The sequence below is a fragment of the Pantoea sp. S-LA4 genome (genome assembly GCF_054482835.1).
In genome coordinates this window covers 3,033,366-3,052,082 of record NZ_JBTLRC010000002.1, presented here as the reverse complement: position 1 = coordinate 3,052,082, position 18,717 = coordinate 3,033,366, and the positions used below count along the sequence as shown (strand labels likewise).

The window sequence follows — 18,717 nt, the reverse complement described above, 5'->3', positions numbered from 1 at the left end:
GTCAGGGCGTTTAAATCGAGGTCCCCAATGGGGATCAACGGTCACGAAACAGGACACAATCATGTCTAAAATTTTTGATTTCGTAAAACCCGGCGTTGTCACTGGTGATGACGTACAGAAGATCTTCAAAGTTGCGAAAGAGAACAAATTCGCACTGCCAGCTGTAAACTGCGTCGGTTCCGACTCTATCAATGCGGCACTGGAAGCAGCGGCGAAAGTTAAAGCGCCGATCATCATCCAGTTCTCTAACGGCGGTGCCGCATTTATCGCCGGTAAAGGCTTCAAGACTGAAAAACCACAGGGCGCTGCCATTTTCGGTGCTATCGCTGGCGCACACCATGTGCATCTGATGGCTGAGCAGTACGGCGTGCCGGTTATCCTGCACACTGACCACTGCGCGAAGAAACTGCTGCCGTGGATCGACGGTCTGCTGGACGCAGGCGAAGAGCATTTCAAGAAAACCGGTAAGCCACTGTTCTCTTCTCACATGATTGACCTGTCTGAAGAGTCACTGGAAGAAAACATCGAAATCAGCAGCAAGTACCTGGCGCGCATGGCGAAAATCGACATGACGCTGGAAATCGAACTGGGCTGCACCGGTGGTGAAGAAGATGGCGTCGACAACAGCCACATGGACGCGTCTGCTCTCTACACCCAGCCAGAAGATGTGAACTACGCGTACGAAAAACTGAATGCCATCAGCCCGCGCTTCACCATTGCGGCGTCATTCGGTAACGTCCACGGCGTTTACAAGCCAGGCAACGTTAAACTGACCCCAACCATTCTGCGCGATTCGCAGAAATATGTGTGTGAAAAACATGGTCTGCCGCACAACGCGCTGGACTTCGTTTTCCACGGTGGTTCAGGTTCTTCTGCTGCAGAAATCGAAGAGTCTATCAGCTACGGCGTGATCAAGATGAACATCGATACCGATACCCAATGGGCGACCTGGGACGGCATCCTGCAGTACTACAAAAAGAACGAAGGCTATCTGCAGTCGCAGCTGGGTAACCCGGAAGGCGCTGACAAGCCAAACAAAAAATACTATGACCCACGCGTCTGGCTGCGTTCAGCCCAGGCCTCTATGGTGGTCCGTCTGGAGCAGGCGTTTAAAGAGCTCAACGCGGTCGACGTGCTGTAATAGCCGGTGAGTTAGCGTACAAAAAAGGCCCGAAAGGGCCTTTTTTTTCTCTTTTTTTTGGCAAAAGCGAAGCAAACCGCCGCCAGGTTTGGCACTGGCCCATTTATTGTTTACCCTTTTGTCAGGGATTGTCAGACAAAGTCTGGCAATGTTTTGTCGTTTCCCTTGGGGATACTATTACAGGGTGGTTACATGCAAGACACGGGCATGATTGATGAACTCAACAATGCAGGCAACTGGATAATTCGCAATCAGGAATTGTTGATCAGCTACGCGGTCAATATCGTCGCAGCCATTGCGATCATTATCGTCGGGATGATGATTGCACGCATTATCTCCAACACGGCAAATCGGGTGTTGCAGGCGCGACACATCGATACCACGGTGGCTGACTTCCTTTCTGCGCTGGTTCGTTACGGCATCATCGCCTTCACACTTATTGCGGCGTTAGGACGCATTGGCGTACAGACAACGTCAGTGATTGCCATTCTGGGTGCGGCAGGTCTGGCCGTGGGTCTGGCGTTAAAAGATTCTCTTTCTAACCTGGCGGCGGGCGTGCTGCTGGTGATATTCCGCCATTTCCGTGCTGGCGAATTTGTCGATCTTGGCGGCATCATGGGAACGGTGATGAATGTCCAGATCTTCTCAACCACACTCAAGTCCGCTGACGGCAAACGTGTTGTGGTACCCAACGGCAAGATTATTACCGGTAATATCGTTAACTTTTCCCGTGAACCGGTTCGACGTAATGAGTTCATTATTGGCGTCTCGTATGAAGCTGATGTGGACGAGGTGCTGACCCTGTTACGTGAAGTGGTCGATGCAGACAGCCGCGTCCTGCAGGACCTGGGTGTACAGGTCGGTCTGAACGAGCTGGCCGCGTCATCAATGAACTTTGTGGTGCGCTGCTGGAGCAACAGCGGTGACCTGCAGAACGTCTACTGGGACCTGCTGAAGAACTTCAAGCGGACGCTGGATGGCAAAGGCATCGGTATTCCTTATCCGCAGATGGACGTGCATCTGCATCGCGTCCGGTCACCCGACGCCACGGTGCCGCAGCTGCAAAGCCCGACGCAGCCGCAGTAACCCGTCAGTGGGCGGCGTTCGCCGCCCATTCATTTTGCTAATCGCTGATTAATTTTTTCCATTTCCGCTAATCTCATCGCCTCTTTATACTCCTTCCCATCTTCAGTTATTCGGAAAGTTATCTGATGTTATCTCTCTACTTTCAAGGGCTTGCTCTTGGCGCTGCGCTGATCCTGCCGCTGGGTCCGCAGAATGCGTTCGTGATGAATCAGGGCGTAAAACGGCAGTATCATCTGATGACCGCCTCGCTGTGCGCCCTGAGCGATATTCTGCTGATCAGTGGCGGGATCTTTGGCGGCAGCGCCTTACTGAGCCAGTCGCCACTGCTGCTGATGATAATCACCTGGGCGGGCGTAGCCTTTCTGCTCTGGTATGGCTGGGGCGCGCTGCGTAGCGCCTTCAGCCACAGCGTCGATTCAGACGACAGCCAGCCGCTGAAGCAGAGCAGGGGACGCATTATCGCGACGCTGCTGGCGGTGACCTGGCTTAACCCGCACGTCTATCTTGATACCTTTGTAGTGCTCGGCAGCCTGGGCGGCCAGTTGCCGACCAATGCCGCCCGACAATGGTTTGCGCTGGGCACCATCAGCGCCTCGGTGCTGTGGTTTTTTGGCCTGGCACTGCTGGCCGCCTGGCTGTCGCCACGGCTGCGAACCGCCAGAGCACAGCGCATTATTAACCTGCTGGTGGGCGCGGTGATGTGGTTTATCGCCCTGCAGCTGGCGCGTCAGGGCATGGCCGGTTTTTAAACTCAGCGCGAACAGGCAACGGTTATTGCCGCGCTGAGGCCGAACTTTTGCCATAATCACCACTCAAAGCATGGCGCATACCGATGCGCTTTTGGGCTTCGCCTGTTGGAAGCCGTCATATTGACCTTTTCAAGGAGGACTTTCATGAAACTGAAAGCATTGGCTCTGGCCGCCATAATGAGCGCCGGGGCACTGCCCAGCGTACAAGCTGATGAGTTGCCGAATGGGCCGCATGTCGTGACCTCTGGCAAGGCAACGGTTGATGCCCGTCCGGATATCGCCACCTTATCTATCGTGGTAAACGTATCGTCAAAAGATGCTGCTGATGCGAAAAAGCAGGCCGATAGCCGGGTGGCACAATATTTCGATTTCCTGCAAAAGAATGGCATCGAGAAGAAAGATATTGATGCGGCCAACCTGAGCACCCAGCCGGAATACGATTACACCAAAGAGGGTAAATCGGTACTGAAAGGTTATCGTGCGGTGCGTCAGGTGCAGGTTACCCTGCGTCAGCTGGATAAACTCAACGATCTGCTGGATGGTGCGCTGAAATCCGGCCTGAACGAAGTACGCAGCGTTGAGTTAGGCGTGGCAAACCCGGAAAGTTATAAACAACAGGCCCGCAAAGCAGCAATCAAAAATGCCACTCAGCAGGCGTCAGAGCTGGCAGCCGGCTTTAATGCGCAGCTGGGCTCGATCTACAGCATTCGCTATCAGGTCGCTAACTATCAGCCGATGCCGATGAACCGTATGTATAAGGCCGCTGCGGCAGCCGATACCTCGGCGCAGGAAACCTACGATCAGCAAAGCATCAACTTTGACGATCAGGTCGATGTGGTGTTTGAGCTCAAACCGAATACGCCATAATGCAAAACGGGGCCTCAGCCCCGTTTTCTCTGGTTACGCGGCAACGTCATCCTGACGCAGCACGCGATGTCCATGCGCAATCAGCGCATCGGTCACCCGCCGCATCAGACGGCTTTCCGGCGCAAAGCGATGCCAGTAAAGCATCCGGCGCTGATAGAGGCCCGGCGTCAAATCAATCAGCTCACCGCTCGCCAGCTCACGCTCAATCTGCAGATGCGGAATCATACAGCAGGTCGAACCCTGTCGAGCCATCTGCACAAAGGCTTCCGATGAATTAACGATGTGGCAGGGCACGCTGCCCGGCGAGAGATCGAAGTTCTGTTGCAGAAACGCCTGGTGCATATCATCCAGGTGGTCAAAGGCTACGGCAGGCGCTTTCAGCAGGGCAGAACGGGTGACGCCGTTGGGGAAGAAACGGTCAGCAAAATCGCGGGAGGCGACAAACAGATAGTCGAGCGCACCCAGTTGATCGACCAGGCAACTCGGCAGCGGTTGCGGCTGAATACTCACTGCACCCACCACTTCGCCGCGGCGTAAACGCTCCTGGGTCCGGGTTTCATCTTCTACCTGTAAATTGAGCCGTACCGGCGAGTCGGCCAGCACATCTTTCAGCGCGGGCAGCAGCCAGGTCGCCAGACTGTCGGCGTTGACCGCCAGTGACAGCAGCAGCGGCGTGGTACCGCTGTTCTCATCGCCCAGCCACTCCTCTTCCAGCAGCTCAACCTGATGCAGCAGCGCCAGCAGCTTCTGACCCTGCTCGGTGGGGCGAGGCGGCACGGTACGCACCAGCAGCGGCTGACCAAACAGGTTCTCCAGCTGCTTGATGCGCTGCGAAACCGCCGACTGCGTGATGCATAATTTTTGTGCGGCGCGTTCAAAACCGCGTTCACGAATCACTGAATCCAGCGCCTGAAGCGTACGATAATCGGGGCGTTTCATTGTTATTCTCTCTCCTTCAGGGTGGACGTTACTATGCCACAAAAGTGTCACCGGTAAGTGACCGCGTGTTTTTGTGGTCTGGCTTCCAAAGCGATAAATCCGCGCCTGTCACCCGAGCATTTTCAGTAAGCCTTGTTTTATACTACGCGCACTTCGTTGTCGCACAGGTTTTAAACATACCATGACCCAGGATGAACTGAAAAAAGCCGTAGGTTGGGCTGCACTCGATTACGTTAAGCCCGGTACGGTTGTCGGCGTTGGCACCGGCTCGACCGCCTCCCATTTTATTGATGCGCTCGCGACGGTCAGGCATCAGATCGAGGGCGCGGTCTCCAGCTCCGACGCCTCAACCCAAAAGCTGAAAAGCCTCGGTATTCAGGTGTTCGATCTGAACGAGATCGATGTTCTGTCGGTTTACGTTGATGGTGCTGATGAGATCAACCCGCAGATGCAGATGATCAAAGGCGGTGGGGCTGCGCTGACGCGTGAGAAAATCGTCGCTGCGGTGGCTGAAACCTTTATCTGTATCGCTGACGCCTCAAAAGAGGTGGACGTGCTGGGTCGTTTCCCGCTGCCGGTCGAAGTGATCCCGATGGCGCGCAGCTATGTGGCGCGTCAGCTGGTCAGGCTCGGCGGTTTACCGGAATATCGGCAGAACGTGGTCACCGATAACGGCAATATTATTCTCGACGTGCATAATCTGCGTATTCTCGACCCGATTGAACTGGAAAAAGCGATCAACGCTTTGCCAGGCGTTGTTACCGTTGGCCTGTTCGCCGCACGCGGCGCGGATATCGCGCTGATTGGCGGACCTGACGGGGTGAAAACCATCAAAAAATGATCTGTCCGGCGTCGAAGCGGCGCCGGGGGTTTCTGTCTGAAAAACATCTTTTCTCGCCAGGGTGAAATTTGGTGACTTATGTCACATTAGCGTCATCCACAGCGGGTTCGTTCTCCCTTCATCGCAGACATCACGATTTTGTACGGCAATGTGCTGCTGCAAAGCCTTGCCGTGCTGTCGCACAGGCAATCGTTTGTATTGCCGCAGGCGTATTTTTTGATATTTTGACAGAAGGCTGGCTTATGGCAGTCCTCATTGAATTCTGAATAGGGTCGGGAAATGGCAAAGGTATCACTGGAAAAAGACAAGATTAAGTTCCTGCTGGTGGAAGGTGTCCATCAGAGCGCGCTGGAAAACCTGCGGGCTGCAGGCTATACCAACATCGAATTCCACAAGGGCGCGCTGGACGCTGACGCGTTAAAAGCATCGATCCGTGATGCGCACTTTATTGGTATCCGTTCCCGCTCCCAACTGACTGAAGAGATATTTGCCGCCGCTGAAAAGCTGGTCGCAGTCGGCTGCTTCTGCATTGGCACCAACCAGGTTGACCTGCAGGCCGCAGCCAGCCGCGGGATTCCGGTGTTTAACGCGCCGTTCTCCAATACCCGCTCGGTAGCGGAACTGGTGATTGGTGAGATGCTGCTGATGCTGCGCGGTATCCCGGAAGCCAATGCCAAAGCCCATCGTGGTATCTGGAACAAAAATGCCAAAGGTTCGTTTGAGGCGCGCGGCAAGAAGCTGGGCATCATCGGTTATGGTCATATCGGTATGCAGCTCGGCGTACTGGCCGAAAGCCTGGGAATGCATGTTTTTTTCTACGATATCGAAAACAAGCTGCCGCTGGGCAACGCGACCCAGGTACGCCATATGGCGGATCTGCTCAATATGAGCGATGTGGTCAGCCTGCACGTGCCGGAGACGGTCTCCACCCAGGATATGATCGGTGCTGAACAGCTGGCACAGATGAAGCCTGGCGCGCTGCTGATTAACGCCTCGCGCGGCACGGTAGTGGATATCCCGGCGCTGTGTGACGCACTGGCCAGCAAACAGGTTGGCGGCGCAGCTATCGACGTGTTCCCGGTCGAGCCTGCCACTAACAGCGATCCCTTCATCTCGCCGCTCAGTGAATTTGATAACGTCATCCTGACTCCGCACATTGGCGGATCGACCGAAGAAGCGCAGGAGAATATCGGCATCGAAGTCGCTGGTAAGCTGGCGAAATATTCCGATAACGGCTCCACGCTGTCAGCGGTTAACTTCCCGGAAGTGTCACTGCCGATGCACGGCGCCAGCGCCAGCCGTCTGCTGCACATCCATGAAAACCGCCCAGGCGTCCTGACCGCTATCAACCAGATTTTTGCCGAGCAGGGCATCAACATTGCCGCTCAGTATCTGCAGACGTCGCCGTTTATGGGCTATGTGGTCATCGATATCGATGCTGAGCCAGAGCTGGCTGATAAAGCGTTACAGCTGATGAAGGCGATTCCCGGCACCATTCGCGCTCGTCTGCTTTACTAAGCGTCAGAAACAGCAAGAGGCGCGCTGTGCGCCTCTTTTTTTGCTCAGCTATCTTACTCCCACTGCCACAGCTTTGACGGCGTCAGCACCGCTGGTAACGGCACATCCCACTCCGCAACCGGCAGGCTATCGACACACTGACAGTCATGCGCCAGCCCGACCGGCAGGAAACCATGCTGTCGCCAGTTCTGCAGCGTGCGATCGTAAAAACCGCCGCCCATTCCCAGACGTTGTCCATATTGATCAAAAGCCACCAGCGGCACCATCATCACATCCAGCTGATCGAGGGTGATCAACTGCCGGATATCCAGCGGCGGCTCGGGAATATGGAGTTTATTTTTGCGCAGCAGGGTATCGGGTGAGTAGCGCAGGAATAACAAATTACCGGGGGAAAAGGGGTGTAATACTGGCAGATAAACCGCTTTCTTCAGATGCCAGAGACGGGCAATCAGCGGACGGGTATTGAGCTCGCCATCCACCGACAGGAACAGGGCGATATTGAGCGCTTCAGTCAGTGGAGCGTAATTCAGGGCGTGTTCAGCGAGCTGCTCAGCGGCCAGGGTTTGCTGCTCATCGGTTAGTGCGCGCCGTAAATGGCGGACGTGCTGGCGAATTGCCTGGCGTTGAGGCTGGATTGCATTGGGTCGCTGAGAAGGTTCAGACATGGTTTCCCCGCCGGATAAGTCGCTCAAGCAGCAACTATAACATGACAGTCGGGGAAAAATACCGGGACGAACAGGGTAGTACACAGGGACTACAGAAGAGAGATCTCCGAGATGCCGCCGTAGGCTGTAACCCTTGAACCCTTGGTTCAAGGTGAATATGCCGTCGCAACCATCAGGCTTCTCGGACGGACCGAGCATGCTCACAGGTTACGGAGCGTCACATTCTGTTTTTTTGAAATATCGGCTCAGGGGACTGGCCCACATGCAAACATCTCAGAGAAAATTTACCTCACCGTTACCAGAGTATAGCAACCATGAAGTTTTATTCGAACTTCGCATCCTCACGCTCAGTGATGCGACCTTGCTCAACCAGCGCCTGTTCAATCGTCTGCTGCAACATACGGATACGCTGTTCCATATTAGCAGCATAATCGCGCGTTTTCACTTTCTCTTGCGCCAGCTCGTGGCAGACGTTTAACGCGGCGATGAACACCAGTTGTTCTGTATTGGTGACTCTAGTGCGAACTTTTAGATCTTGCAACCGTTGATTGAGATCTTCAGCCGCTGCATTCAGCGCATCTTGCTGTTCAGGCGGACAATTCACTCTCAACGAACGACCAAAAATTTGTAAATCTACCGGTTGTGCAGACATGCCACCTTCCTGACTGATTACTTCGCCCGCAACTCCCTTAACCATCAATGGTTTGAGAGGTGGGCAACTATATAGACCCGCGAAATAAGTTACAACCCCTTTTCTGGAAACCTTGAGGCAGCTAGTGGTAGCATAACACGAACTTATTCTGCCAACGACGATGAAAACTTATGTCCTTACAGAACGCAACCCCCGATTACAACGCGCTGGCGGCGGCGCTCTCACAGCAGGGCGTAGGAATGACCCCAGCGGAAATGCATGGCTTGCTGAGCGGCATCCTGTGCGGCGGCAATCAGGACCCGAGCTGGAAGACCCTGGTGCACGATCTGGCCAATGAGGGCATGGCGTTTTCACAAAGCCTGTCGATGCCGTTACAGGCGCTGCACGAAAATATCGCCACCACGCTGGAAGATGAAGGTTTTCTGTTTCAGCTGCTGCTGCCGAGCGATGATGACATCACGGTATTCGATCGCGCCGATGCGCTGGCCGGCTGGGTAAACCATTTTCTGCTCGGCCTCGGCGTGACACAGCCTAAACTGGATAAAGTCACCGGCGAGACCGGTGAGGCGATCGATGATCTTCGCACCATCGCCCAGCTGGGCTATGAGGAAGACGAAGATGAGGAAGAGCTGGAACAGTCGCTGGAGGAGGTGATTGAGTATGTGCGTGTGGCGGCGTTGCTGTGTCACGACACCTTTACCCGTCCGCAGCCGACCGCGCCAGAAGTCCGGAAACCGACGCTACACTAAACTTACGTTAACGGGTCAACCGGTCAGTTCAATCCGATCAGATTACAGGGAGTGCAGAGATGATTTCACTGGACAGATTCCAGCAGCGTCGACAGGCGCTGTTAGCGAAAATGGTACCCGGCAGCGCCGCGTTGCTGTTTGCCGCGCCTGAAGTGACGCGCAGCAACGACACTGAATATCCGTTCCGTCAGAACAGCGACTTCTGGTATTTCACCGGCTTCAACGAGCCGCAGGCGCTGCTGGTGCTGATTAAAAGTGACGAAACGCATAACCACAGCGTTCTGTTTAACCGGGTACGGGATCTGACCGCGGAAGTCTGGTTCGGACGTCGACTGGGGCAGGAGGCGGCACCGGCAAAGCTGGGTGTCGATCGCGCTTTGCCGTGGAACGATATTGGCGAACAGCTGCACCTGCTGCTGAACGGTCTGGATGTGGTTTACCATGCGCAGGGCGAACATGCGGAAGCCGACACGCTGGTGTTTAACGCACTGGATAAGCTGCGCCGCGGTTTCCGCCAGAATCTCAGCGCACCGGCGACGGTGACCGACTGGCGTCCGTGGGTGCATGAGATGCGCCTGTTCAAGGATGAGGATGAGATTGCCTTGTTGCGCCGCGCCGGCAAAATCAGCGCCCTGGCGCATACCCGGGCGATGGAAGCCTGCCGCCCCGGGATGTATGAATATCAGCTCGAAGGCGAAATTCATCACGAATTTTCCCGTCACGGCGCCCGCTTTCCGGCTTACAACACCATTGTTGGCGCCGGTGAAAACGGCTGCATTCTGCACTACACCGAAAATGAGAGTGAACTGCGCGACGGCGACCTGGTGCTGATCGATGCAGGCTGTGAGTTTCACGGCTATGCCGGCGATATTACCCGCACCTTCCCGGTTAACGGGAAATTCAGCGCCCCGCAACGCGCCATCTATGACATCGTTCTGGCCTCTCTCTACACCTCTCTCACGCTGTTCCGGCCGGGCATCAGCATCCGTGAAGTGAATGACGAAGTGGTGCGGATTATGGTCAGCGGCCTGGTAGAGCTGGGCGTGCTGGAGGGTGAAGTCGAAACCCTGATTGCTGAAGAGGCGCATCGCCAGTTCTATATGCATGGCCTCAGCCACTGGCTGGGTCTGGACGTGCACGATGTGGGGCACTACGGTACCCCAAGCCGCGATCGGGTGCTGGAGCCAGGCATGGTACTGACCGTGGAGCCGGGGATCTACATCGCCCCGGATGCTGATGTCCCGGCAGAGTATCGCGGCATTGGCATTCGTATCGAAGATGACATTCTGATCACCGAAACCGGCAATGAAAATCTGACCGACAGCGTGGTGAAGGATGCCGAAGCGATCGAAGCATTAATGGCGGCGGCAAAAACAGCATGACTATTCTGATTGCCGGTGGCGGCATGACCGGCGCAACGCTGGCGCTGGCGATATCCCATCTGACGCAGGGCCAGCTGCCGGTGACGCTGATCGAAAGCAGCGAGCCCGCCAGCCGGTCGCACCCAGGCTATGACGGCCGCGCTATAGCACTGGCAGCCGGTACCTGTCAGCAGCTGGCCGATATCAACCTGTGGCAGCGCATTGCCGGCTGTGCCACACCGATTACCCACATTCATGTCTCCGATCGCGGCCATGCGGGATTCGTCTCGCTGGCGGCGGAGGATTACGACATTCCGGCGCTGGGGCAGGTGGTGGAGCTGTTCGATGTCGGACAGCGTCTGTTTGCTGAGCTGAAAAAAGCGCCGGGCGTCACGCTGCGCTGTCCGGCTCGCGTTACGCAGGCCAGTCGCAGCGCGCAGCAGGTCAGGGTAACGCTGGATAACGGCGAGCAGCTCAGTGGCGACCTGCTGGTGGCAGCCGATGGCTCACGTTCGGCGCTGGCGGCCTCCTGCGGTATCCAGTGGCAAACCAGCGACTACCAGCAACTGGCATTGATTGCTAATGTCACCACGGCGTTGCCGCATCAGGGACGTGCGTTTGAACGCTTTACCGAGCACGGCCCGCTGGCGTTGCTACCGATGTCCGGTAATCGCCTGTCGCTGGTGTGGTGCCATCCGCTGTCACAGCGTGATGCGGTTATGCGCTGGAGTGATGCTGACTTTCTTCGTGAACTGCAACGGGCGTTTGGCTGGCGGCTGGGCAAATTTACGCATGCCGGTCAGCGTGAATGTTACCCGCTGGCGCTGCACCGGGCGGTGCAGCCGGTCACGCATCGGGTAGCGGTAGTCGGTAACGCGGCGCAGACGCTGCACCCGATAGCCGGACAGGGCTTTAACCTTGGCCTGCGCGATGTGATGTCCCTGGCCGAGACGCTGGCCTCAGCCCATCGACAGCAGCAGGACCCCGGCAGCTATGCGGTGCTGAATCAGTATCAGCAGCGCCGTGAACAGGATCGCGCCGCGACCATCGGCATTACCGACGGCTTAGTCCGCATCTTCGCGAACCGGCATACGCCGCTGGTAATCGGGCGCAATCTGGGCCTGATGGCGATGGATCATCTGCCGTGGCTACGAAATCAACTGGCTGAGCGTACGCTTGGCTGGGTTAAGCGTTAATAAAGAGGCTTTGATGCAAACTTTTGATGTGGTGATCGCCGGTGGCGGTATGGTCGGACTGGCGGTCGCCTGCGGCCTGCAAGGCAGCGGACTGCGCATCGCGGTACTGGAAAAATCGCCCGAGCCACCGCTCAGCCTGAGTGATGCACCCTCGATTCGCGTTTCGGCCATTAATGCCGCCAGCGAACGGCTGCTGCAGAAGCTGGATGTCTGGTCGACCATTCTTTCGCTGCGCGCCAGCGCCTATCACGGCATGGAAGTGTGGGACAAAGATAGCTTCGGAGCTATCGCTTTTGACGACCAGCAGCAGGGGCTTTCTCATCTGGGTCATATCATCGAAAATCCGGTGATTCATCGCGCCCTGTGGCAACGCGCCAGCGTCTGCAGCGACGTCACGCTGATGGCGCCCTCACAGCTGCAGCAGGTGGCGTTTGGCGACAATGAAGCCTTTATTACCCTGCAGGATGGCAGCATGTTAACGGCGCGTCTGATGATTGCCGCTGACGGGGCCAACTCCTGGCTGCGTAACAAAGCAGATATTCCGCTGACCTTCTGGGATTACGATCATCACGCCCTGGTCGCCAACGTCCGTACTGCGCTGCCGCACGACGCAGTGGCGCGTCAGGTGTTTCATGGTGACGGTATCCTGGCTTTCCTGCCGATGCAGGACCCGCATCTGAGTTCGATTGTCTGGTCGCTGTCGCCGCAGGAAGCAAGCCGGCTGGAGACGATGCCGGAAGCGCTGTTCAACCAGCAGCTGTCGGTGGCGTTTGATATGCGGCTCGGCCTGTGCCAGCTGGAGAGCGAGCGCAAAACCTTCCCTCTGATGGCGCGCTATGCCCGCAACTTTGCCGCGCATCGTCTGGCGCTGGTGGGCGATGCGGCCCACACCATTCATCCGCTGGCAGGGCAGGGCGTCAACCTGGGCTTTATGGACGCGGCTGAACTGATTGGCGAGATTCGCCGTCTGCACCAGCAGGGTAAAGATATCGGACAGCACCTCTACCTGCGCCGCTACGAGCGCAGCCGTAAGCACAGCGCTGCGATGATGCTGGCTGGCATGCAGGGCTTCCGCGAAATGTTCTCCGGCACTCATCCGGCCAAAAAGCTGCTGCGCGACGTTGGCCTCAAGCTGGCGGACAGCCTGCCGGGCGTCAAACCGCTGATGCTGAAGCAGGCGATGGGCCTGAATGATCTGCCGGCGTGGCTGCGATAAACGCAGCGTCAGCGCTCACTACCAGGCCAGCATTTGCTGGCCTTTTTTATCGCTGAAATCCGCGCTGCACCATCACAATGCAGCGCCGCACCACCATTGCCCTTCGTTTGATTTATTCTAATTTTGCCGCGCAATTCGCATTACTTTTTCTTATTCGGTTGCCAAACCGTCACGGTGTTTTTTTAACATCCTGAACGGCTTCTCGCATAAATTTGCTGGGTATATTCAACCTCCCTGCATTTATTGCGTGATTAATCACAAAATCGCAGTTTTTTATCCTGTCGATGTGGAATCCTGGTTAGGCTGTGCATCAGCTTTCGACCCCGGTTTGCTTATGGTTAATCGTCAGATTCGGTGGTAACGTCAGGCTAAAGAGAACGTTTGCGTCGGCACCGTTTCCGGCGCGCTTTGCTACTCACTCGCTTCTGCACAGGATGGTTATGACTCAGCAAACACCTCTATTTGAACAGCATCAGGCCTGCGGCGCCCGCATGGTCGATTTTCATGGCTGGATGATGCCGCTGCATTATGGCTCCCAGATGGACGAGCATCATGCGGTGCGTAATGACGCCGGGATGTTTGATGTCTCCCACATGACGATTGTTGACCTGAAAGGCCCGCGTACCCGCGAGTTTCTGCGCTACCTGCTGGCAAATGATGTGGCAAAACTGACCCAGCCCGGCAAAGCGCTCTACACCGGCATGCTGAATGCGTCGGGTGGCGTCATTGACGATTTAATTGTTTACTTTATGAGCGAAGATTTTTTCCGGCTGGTGGTGAACTCCGCCACCCGTGAGAACGACCTCGCCTGGATCGCCCGGCATGCCGAGGGCTACGGCATTACGCTGACCGAACGTGACGACCTGGCGCTGATTGCCGTTCAGGGTCCGCAGGCGCAGCAGAAAGCGCAGACGCTGTTCAGCGACGCACAGCGGCAGGCGGTGGCCGGTATGAAGCCGTTCTTTGGCGTTGAGGCGGAGGGGCTGTTTATCGCCACTACCGGCTATACCGGTGAAGCGGGATATGAAATTGCATTACCGGCAGAGCAGGCAGCCGATTTCTGGCAGCGACTGCTGGCCGCCGGCGTCAGGCCGGCCGGGCTGGGCGCGCGCGACACGCTGCGGCTGGAAGCGGGCATGAACCTTTACGGTCAGGAGATGGATGAAGGCGTTTCTCCGCTGGCCGCCAATATGGGCTGGACGGTGAGCTGGGAGCCTGCTGACCGGGCTTTTATCGGCCGTGAAGCACTGGAACTCCAGCGTGAACGCGGCACAGAAAAACTGGTTGGGCTGATCCTGACCGAAAAAGGCGTGCTGCGTAACGGGCTGCCGGTGCGCTTCACCGACGACCAGGGCGAGCCGCAGGAAGGGATCATCACCAGCGGCTCTTTTTCGCCCACGCTGGGTTACAGCATTGCCCTGGCGCGGGTGCCGGCCTCGATTGGCGACACCGCCATCGTTGAGATTCGTAACCGTCAGATGCCGGTAAAGGTTACCCGACCGATTTTTGTCCGCGCCGGTAAACCGGTCGCCCAGTAAATTTTATTCAGGAGAAATGGCCAATGAGCAATGTGCCGAATACGTTGAAGTACCGCGACAGCCACGAGTGGGTGCGCAAAGAAGAAGATGGTTCTTACACCGTGGGGATCACCGAACACGCACAGGAACTGCTGGGTGACATGGTGTTTGTCGATCTGCCTGAAGTAGGGACAACCTTTGCGGCCGGTGAAGAGTGTGCCGTCGCCGAGTCGGTCAAAGCCGCATCAGATATCTATGCGCCGATCAGCGGTGAGATTGTGGCGGTCAATGATGCGCTGTCCGACGCACCAGAGCAGGTCAACAGCGAGCCGTATGACGGCGGCTGGTTATTCAAAATCAAAGCCAGTGACGAGTCAGAAATTGACGCGCTGCTGGATGCAGATGCGTATAAAGCGTCTATCGACGAGTAATCGTCAGGCGGCCTCTCGTCGGGGCCGCAGATTTCTGTTTGCTCTCTCTGTTCCCCAGCCCGATTCAGGATTTACTGCTAATGACTCAGACTCTCAGCCAGCTTGAACACAACGGTGCATTCATCGAGCGCCATATCGGTCCTTCACCTGAGCAACAAGCGATGATGCTTGACGCTATTGGCGCTCCGTCGCTGGAGGCATTAATCGGCGCGATTGTTCCGGCAGATATTCAGTTGCCTGGCCCGCCAGCGGTCGGTGAAGCCGCCACGGAACAGCAGGCGCTGGCTGAACTGAAAGCAATAGCCAGTCAGAATCTGCGTTACAAATCCTGGATCGGCATGGGATACAGCGCGGTAATCACGCCACCGGTGATCCTGCGGAATATGTTGGAGAATCCAGGCTGGTACACCGCCTATACGCCGTATCAGCCGGAGGTCTCACAGGGACGACTGGAGGCGTTGTTAAACTTCCAGCAGCTGACCCTGGATCTGACCGGCATGGATATCGCCTCCGCCTCGCTGCTGGACGAAGCCACCGCCGCTGCAGAAGCGATGGCGATGGCAAAACGCGTCAGCAAGCTGAAAAACGCCACTAAATTTTTTATTGCCGGGGATATTCATCCACAAACGCTTGATGTGGTGCGAACCCGTGCCGAAACCTTTGGTTTTGAACTGATTATCGATGAAGCCGAAAAAGCCCTGGATCATGACGATCTGTTTGGCGTGCTGCTGCAACAGGTTGGCACCACCGGCGAAGCGCACGATTACAGCGCGCTGATTGCCGCGCTGAAAGCCCGCAAAGTGGTGGTCAGCATGGCTGCCGATTTCATGTCGCTGGTGCTGCTGGAAGCGCCAGGCAAGCAGGGTGCGGATATTGTGTTTGGCTCTGCGCAGCGCTTCGGCGTGCCGATGGGTTACGGCGGTCCGCACGCGGCCTTCTTCGCCAGCCGCGATGAGCATAAACGCTCGATGCCGGGCCGCATCATCGGCGTCTCCCGTGATGCTGCCGGTCATACCGCGCTGCGCATGGCGATGCAGACCCGTGAACAGCATATCCGTCGCGAAAAGGCCAACTCCAACATCTGTACTTCTCAGGTGCTGCTGGCGAATATCGCCGGACTTTATGCGGTATTCCACGGTCCGGCGGGCCTCAAACGCATCGCCTCGCGCATCCATCGTTTTACCAACATTCTGGCGGCGGGCCTGCAACAGGGCGGTCTGATGCTGCGCCATCAGCACTGGTTCGATACCCTGACGGTGGAGGTCTCAGACAAAGCGGCGGTGCTGAACCGCGCCCTGAGCTTTGGCGTTAACCTGCGTAGCGATATTCATCAGGCAGTTGGCATCACGCTGGACGAAACCACCCAGCGTGAAGATATTCTGACGCTGTTCGCCATTCTGCTGGGTGACGCGCACGGGCTGGATCTGGATAAGCTCGACCACGACGTTGCGCTGGAGAGCCAGTCAATTCCGGCCGGTTTACTGCGCCACAGTGAGATCCTGACGCATCCGGTGTTTAACCGTCATCACAGTGAAACCGAGATGATGCGCTACATGCACAGCCTGGAGAAAAAGGATCTGGCGCTGAATCAGGCGATGATCCCTCTTGGCTCCTGCACCATGAAACTCAATGCCGCGGCGGAAATGATCCCGATCACCTGGCCGGAATTTGCTGAACTGCATCCGTTCTGCCCGGCAGAACAGGCGAGCGGTTATCTGCAGATGATCGGTCAGCTGTCGCAGTGGCTGGTACAGCTCACCGGCTACGATGCGCTTTGTATGCAGCCGAACTCTGGCGCGCAGGGCGAATATGCCGGTCTGCTGGCGATTCGTCGCTATCACGAAAGCCGCAACCAGGGCGATCGTCACCTCTGCCTGATCCCGAGCTCGGCCCACGGCACCAATCCGGCATCCGCACAGATGGCCGGCATGGATGTGGTGGTTGTGGCCTGTGATAAACAGGGCAACATTGACCTCGGCGATCTGCGCGAGAAAGCGGCACTGGCAGGCGACAAACTCTCCTGCATCATGGTGACCTATCCGTCGACCCACGGCGTATATGAAGAGACCATCCGCGAAGTCTGCCAGATTGTGCATCAGTATGGCGGTCAGGTTTACCTCGACGGCGCCAACATGAATGCGCAGGTCGGTATCACCACGCCGGGCTACATTGGCGCGGATGTGTCGCACCTTAACCTGCATAAAACGTTCTGTATTCCGCACGGCGGCGGCGGACCGGGCATGGGACCGATTGGCGTGAAAGCGCATCTGGCCCCGTTTGTTCCGGGTCACAGCGTGGTGCAGATCGATGGCGTATTAACGCAGCAGGGTGCGGTGTCAGCGGCACCGTTTGGCAGCGCCTCTATTCTGCCGATCAGCTGGATGTACATTCGCATGATGGGCGCGGAAGGGCTGAAGCAGGCCAGTTCAGTGGCGATCCTGAATGCCAACTATATCGCCAGTCGTTTGCAGTCAGCCTATCCGGTGCTCTATACCGGTCGTGATGGTCGGGTCGCGCATGAATGCATTCTCGATATCCGCCCGCTGAAAGAGCAGACCGGTATCAGCGAACTGGATATTGCCAAGCGTCTGATTGACTACGGTTTCCACGCACCGACCATGTCGTTCCCGGTGGCGGGAACATTGATGGTTGAACCGACCGAATCGGAAAGCAAAATCGAACTGGATCGTTTTATCGACGCGATGCTCTCTATCCGTATGGAGATCGACCGGGTAACGGCGGGCGAATGGCCGCTGGAAGACAATCCGCTGGTCAATGCGCCGCATACTCAGCTGGAAATCGTCAGCGAGTGGACGCATCCCTACAGCCGTGAGCTGGCGGTTTTCCCGGCGGGCAGCCATAACAAATACTGGCCGACGGTAAAACGTCTGGATGATGTGTTTGGCGATCGCAATCTGTTCTGCTCCTGCGTACCGATGAGCGATTATCAGTAACGCGCGTATACGCGAAACCGCTAAACCAACCTGAACAGGGCCGATTCGTCGGCCCTTTTTTTATGGGAGACAAGATGAAATTAGCACTGGTTACCGGCGGCAGTCGCGGTATCGGACGCGCCACCGCCCTATTACTGGCCGCCAGAGGCTATCGGGTGGCGGTCAATTATCGCCAGCGCGAGGCGGAAGCACAGCAGGTGGTGAGCGCGATCCAGCAGCAGGGCGGCGAGGCCTTTGCGCTGCAGGCGGATATTGCCGATGAAGCGCAGGTGATGGCAATGTTTGCGCAGCTCGATCACCAGTCCGCGCCGCTGACCCTGCTGGTTAACAACGCCGGGATTCTGTTTCAGCAGTGCCGGGTCGAGCAGCTCGATGCGGCCCGCCTGCACAAAGTTTTTGCGACCAACGTCATCGGCACCTTTCTCTGCTGCCGCGAAGCCGTCAAACGAATGGGAACCCATCACGGCGGTCAGGGCGGCGCGATAGTGAATGTCTCATCAGCCGCGGCCCGGATTGGCGCACCGGGTGAGTATGTCGATTATGCCGCGTCGAAAGGCGCGATGGATACGCTGACCAAAGGATTATCGCTGGAAGTGGCGCAGCAGGGGATTCGGGTTAACGGGGTTCGTCCGGGATTCATCTACACGGAAATGCATGCCGATGGCGGTGAGCCGGGTCGGGTTGATCGCCTCGCCAGTGCGATCCCGATGGGGCGCGGCGGGCAGGCGGAGGAGGTCGCGGAAGCGATTGTCTGGCTGGCCAGCGAGGCCGCCTCTTACGTCACCGGCAGCATCATTGATGCTGCCGGTGGGCGCTAACGCAGCACGCCGCTGCT

17 protein-coding genes and 1 other RNA gene are annotated in these 18,717 nt (G+C 56.8%); 14 read left to right on the top strand and 4 right to left on the bottom strand.

All coding sequences use genetic code 11. From position 1 onward, the window contains the following. The first annotated feature begins 61 nt into the window (after positions 1-61). The 4 genes from fbaA to ACX3P5_RS15130 all read left to right on the top strand — a co-directional run bounded on the left by fbaA (position 62) and on the right by ACX3P5_RS15130 (position 3,843). Complete coding sequence (fbaA, locus tag ACX3P5_RS15145; RefSeq protein ID WP_233987184.1) at positions 62-1,141, top strand: class II fructose-bisphosphate aldolase; 1,080 nt, start codon at positions 62-64, stop codon at positions 1,139-1,141. Positions 1,142-1,333: 192 nt separating this feature from the next. Further along, complete coding sequence (gene mscS / locus ACX3P5_RS15140; RefSeq protein ID WP_458968945.1) at positions 1,334-2,227, top strand: small-conductance mechanosensitive channel MscS; 894 nt, start codon at positions 1,334-1,336, stop codon at positions 2,225-2,227. 125 nt (positions 2,228-2,352) lie between these two features. After that, complete coding sequence (gene argO, locus ACX3P5_RS15135) at positions 2,353-2,976, top strand: arginine exporter ArgO (RefSeq protein WP_458968944.1); 624 nt, start codon at positions 2,353-2,355, stop codon at positions 2,974-2,976. A gap of 144 nt (positions 2,977-3,120) precedes the next feature. Further along, positions 3,121-3,843 carry an oxidative stress defense protein gene (locus ACX3P5_RS15130; RefSeq protein WP_233987187.1) on the top strand — a complete coding sequence of 241 codons (723 nt, stop codon included), beginning with the start codon at positions 3,121-3,123 and terminating at the stop codon, positions 3,841-3,843. Between the two features lie 33 nt (positions 3,844-3,876). Here ACX3P5_RS15130 and ACX3P5_RS15125 read toward each other — a convergent pair whose 3' ends face one another. Then, positions 3,877-4,782 carry a LysR family transcriptional regulator ArgP gene (locus ACX3P5_RS15125; RefSeq protein WP_009087111.1) on the bottom strand — a complete coding sequence of 302 codons (906 nt, stop codon included), beginning with the start codon at positions 4,780-4,782 and terminating at the stop codon, positions 3,877-3,879. Between the two features lie 181 nt (positions 4,783-4,963). On the opposite strand from ACX3P5_RS15125, the gene rpiA reads away from it, so the two are divergent. Continuing rightward, a complete protein-coding gene (gene rpiA / locus ACX3P5_RS15120; protein ID WP_233987188.1) occupies positions 4,964-5,623 on the top strand; it encodes a ribose-5-phosphate isomerase RpiA in 660 nt (219 codons plus the stop codon). Positions 5,624-5,902: 279 nt separating this feature from the next. Then, positions 5,903-7,141: a phosphoglycerate dehydrogenase gene (gene serA / locus ACX3P5_RS15115; RefSeq protein WP_233987189.1), complete on the top strand. Its 1,239-nt coding sequence runs from the start codon at positions 5,903-5,905 to the stop codon at positions 7,139-7,141. A gap of 53 nt (positions 7,142-7,194) precedes the next feature. On the opposite strand, the gene ACX3P5_RS15110 is transcribed toward serA, so the two are convergent. From ACX3P5_RS15110 to zapA, 3 genes are all read right to left on the bottom strand, one after another. Next, on the bottom strand, positions 7,195-7,806 hold the full coding sequence (locus tag ACX3P5_RS15110) for a 5-formyltetrahydrofolate cyclo-ligase (protein WP_233987190.1): 612 nt from the start codon (positions 7,804-7,806) through the stop codon (positions 7,195-7,197). Between the two features lie 99 nt (positions 7,807-7,905). Next, positions 7,906-8,089, bottom strand: a non-coding RNA gene (gene ssrS, locus ACX3P5_RS15105) — 6S RNA. Between the two features lie 39 nt (positions 8,090-8,128). Beyond that, complete coding sequence (gene zapA, locus ACX3P5_RS15100) at positions 8,129-8,458, bottom strand: cell division protein ZapA (RefSeq protein WP_094120675.1); 330 nt, start codon at positions 8,456-8,458, stop codon at positions 8,129-8,131. A 170-nt stretch (positions 8,459-8,628) separates the two neighbouring features. Here zapA and ACX3P5_RS15095 point away from each other — a divergent pair, with 170 nt between their 5' ends. The 8 genes from ACX3P5_RS15095 to ACX3P5_RS15060 all read left to right on the top strand — a co-directional run bounded on the left by ACX3P5_RS15095 (position 8,629) and on the right by ACX3P5_RS15060 (position 18,700). Continuing rightward, positions 8,629-9,207: a YecA/YgfB family protein gene (locus tag ACX3P5_RS15095; protein ID WP_094120674.1), complete on the top strand. Its 579-nt coding sequence runs from the start codon at positions 8,629-8,631 to the stop codon at positions 9,205-9,207. Positions 9,208-9,266: 59 nt separating this feature from the next. After that, entirely contained in the window at positions 9,267-10,589 is a 1,323-nt protein-coding gene (gene pepP / locus ACX3P5_RS15090) for a Xaa-Pro aminopeptidase (RefSeq protein ID WP_233987191.1), read from the top strand. Continuing rightward, positions 10,586-11,764: a 2-octaprenyl-6-methoxyphenyl hydroxylase gene (gene ubiH / locus ACX3P5_RS15085; RefSeq protein ID WP_458968943.1), complete on the top strand. Its 1,179-nt coding sequence runs from the start codon at positions 10,586-10,588 to the stop codon at positions 11,762-11,764. The genes pepP and ubiH overlap by 4 nt, the downstream gene beginning before the upstream one ends. A gap of 13 nt (positions 11,765-11,777) precedes the next feature. After that, complete coding sequence (gene ubiI / locus ACX3P5_RS15080) at positions 11,778-12,980, top strand: FAD-dependent 2-octaprenylphenol hydroxylase (RefSeq protein ID WP_233987193.1); 1,203 nt, start codon at positions 11,778-11,780, stop codon at positions 12,978-12,980. Positions 12,981-13,420: 440 nt separating this feature from the next. Next, positions 13,421-14,518 (top strand): glycine cleavage system aminomethyltransferase GcvT, encoded by a 1,098-nt coding sequence (gene gcvT, locus ACX3P5_RS15075; protein WP_336756473.1) that lies wholly within the window; start codon positions 13,421-13,423, stop codon positions 14,516-14,518. A 23-nt stretch (positions 14,519-14,541) separates the two neighbouring features. Then, complete coding sequence (gene gcvH, locus ACX3P5_RS15070; RefSeq protein WP_233987195.1) at positions 14,542-14,928, top strand: glycine cleavage system protein GcvH; 387 nt, start codon at positions 14,542-14,544, stop codon at positions 14,926-14,928. A gap of 80 nt (positions 14,929-15,008) precedes the next feature. Then, on the top strand, positions 15,009-17,882 hold the full coding sequence (gene gcvP, locus ACX3P5_RS15065) for an aminomethyl-transferring glycine dehydrogenase (protein ID WP_458968942.1): 2,874 nt from the start codon (positions 15,009-15,011) through the stop codon (positions 17,880-17,882). A gap of 74 nt (positions 17,883-17,956) precedes the next feature. Then, entirely contained in the window at positions 17,957-18,700 is a 744-nt protein-coding gene (locus tag ACX3P5_RS15060) for an SDR family oxidoreductase (RefSeq protein ID WP_336756471.1), read from the top strand. Positions 18,701-18,717: the final 17 nt, after the last annotated feature.

Bases quoted from the DNA above. Each gene is read 5' to 3' on its own strand.
- fbaA (WP_233987184.1), top strand. From the start codon at position 62: ATGTCTAAAATTTTTGATTTCGTAAAACCCGGCGTTGTCACTGGTGAT.
- mscS (WP_458968945.1), top strand. From the start codon at position 1,334: ATGCAAGACACGGGCATGATTGATGAACTCAACAATGCAGGCAACTGG.
- argO (WP_458968944.1), top strand. From the start codon at position 2,353: ATGTTATCTCTCTACTTTCAAGGGCTTGCTCTTGGCGCTGCGCTGATC.
- ACX3P5_RS15130 (WP_233987187.1), top strand. From the start codon at position 3,121: ATGAAACTGAAAGCATTGGCTCTGGCCGCCATAATGAGCGCCGGGGCA.
- ACX3P5_RS15125 (WP_009087111.1), bottom strand. From the start codon at position 4,782: ATGAAACGCCCCGATTATCGTACGCTTCAGGCGCTGGATTCAGTGATT.
- rpiA (WP_233987188.1), top strand. From the start codon at position 4,964: ATGACCCAGGATGAACTGAAAAAAGCCGTAGGTTGGGCTGCACTCGAT.
- serA (WP_233987189.1), top strand. From the start codon at position 5,903: ATGGCAAAGGTATCACTGGAAAAAGACAAGATTAAGTTCCTGCTGGTG.
- ACX3P5_RS15110 (WP_233987190.1), bottom strand. From the start codon at position 7,806: ATGTCTGAACCTTCTCAGCGACCCAATGCAATCCAGCCTCAACGCCAG.
- zapA (WP_094120675.1), bottom strand. From the start codon at position 8,458: ATGTCTGCACAACCGGTAGATTTACAAATTTTTGGTCGTTCGTTGAGA.
- ACX3P5_RS15095 (WP_094120674.1), top strand. From the start codon at position 8,629: ATGTCCTTACAGAACGCAACCCCCGATTACAACGCGCTGGCGGCGGCG.
- pepP (WP_233987191.1), top strand. From the start codon at position 9,267: ATGATTTCACTGGACAGATTCCAGCAGCGTCGACAGGCGCTGTTAGCG.
- ubiH (WP_458968943.1), top strand. From the start codon at position 10,586: ATGACTATTCTGATTGCCGGTGGCGGCATGACCGGCGCAACGCTGGCG.
- ubiI (WP_233987193.1), top strand. From the start codon at position 11,778: ATGCAAACTTTTGATGTGGTGATCGCCGGTGGCGGTATGGTCGGACTG.
- gcvT (WP_336756473.1), top strand. From the start codon at position 13,421: ATGACTCAGCAAACACCTCTATTTGAACAGCATCAGGCCTGCGGCGCC.
- gcvH (WP_233987195.1), top strand. From the start codon at position 14,542: ATGAGCAATGTGCCGAATACGTTGAAGTACCGCGACAGCCACGAGTGG.
- gcvP (WP_458968942.1), top strand. From the start codon at position 15,009: ATGACTCAGACTCTCAGCCAGCTTGAACACAACGGTGCATTCATCGAG.
- ACX3P5_RS15060 (WP_336756471.1), top strand. From the start codon at position 17,957: ATGAAATTAGCACTGGTTACCGGCGGCAGTCGCGGTATCGGACGCGCC.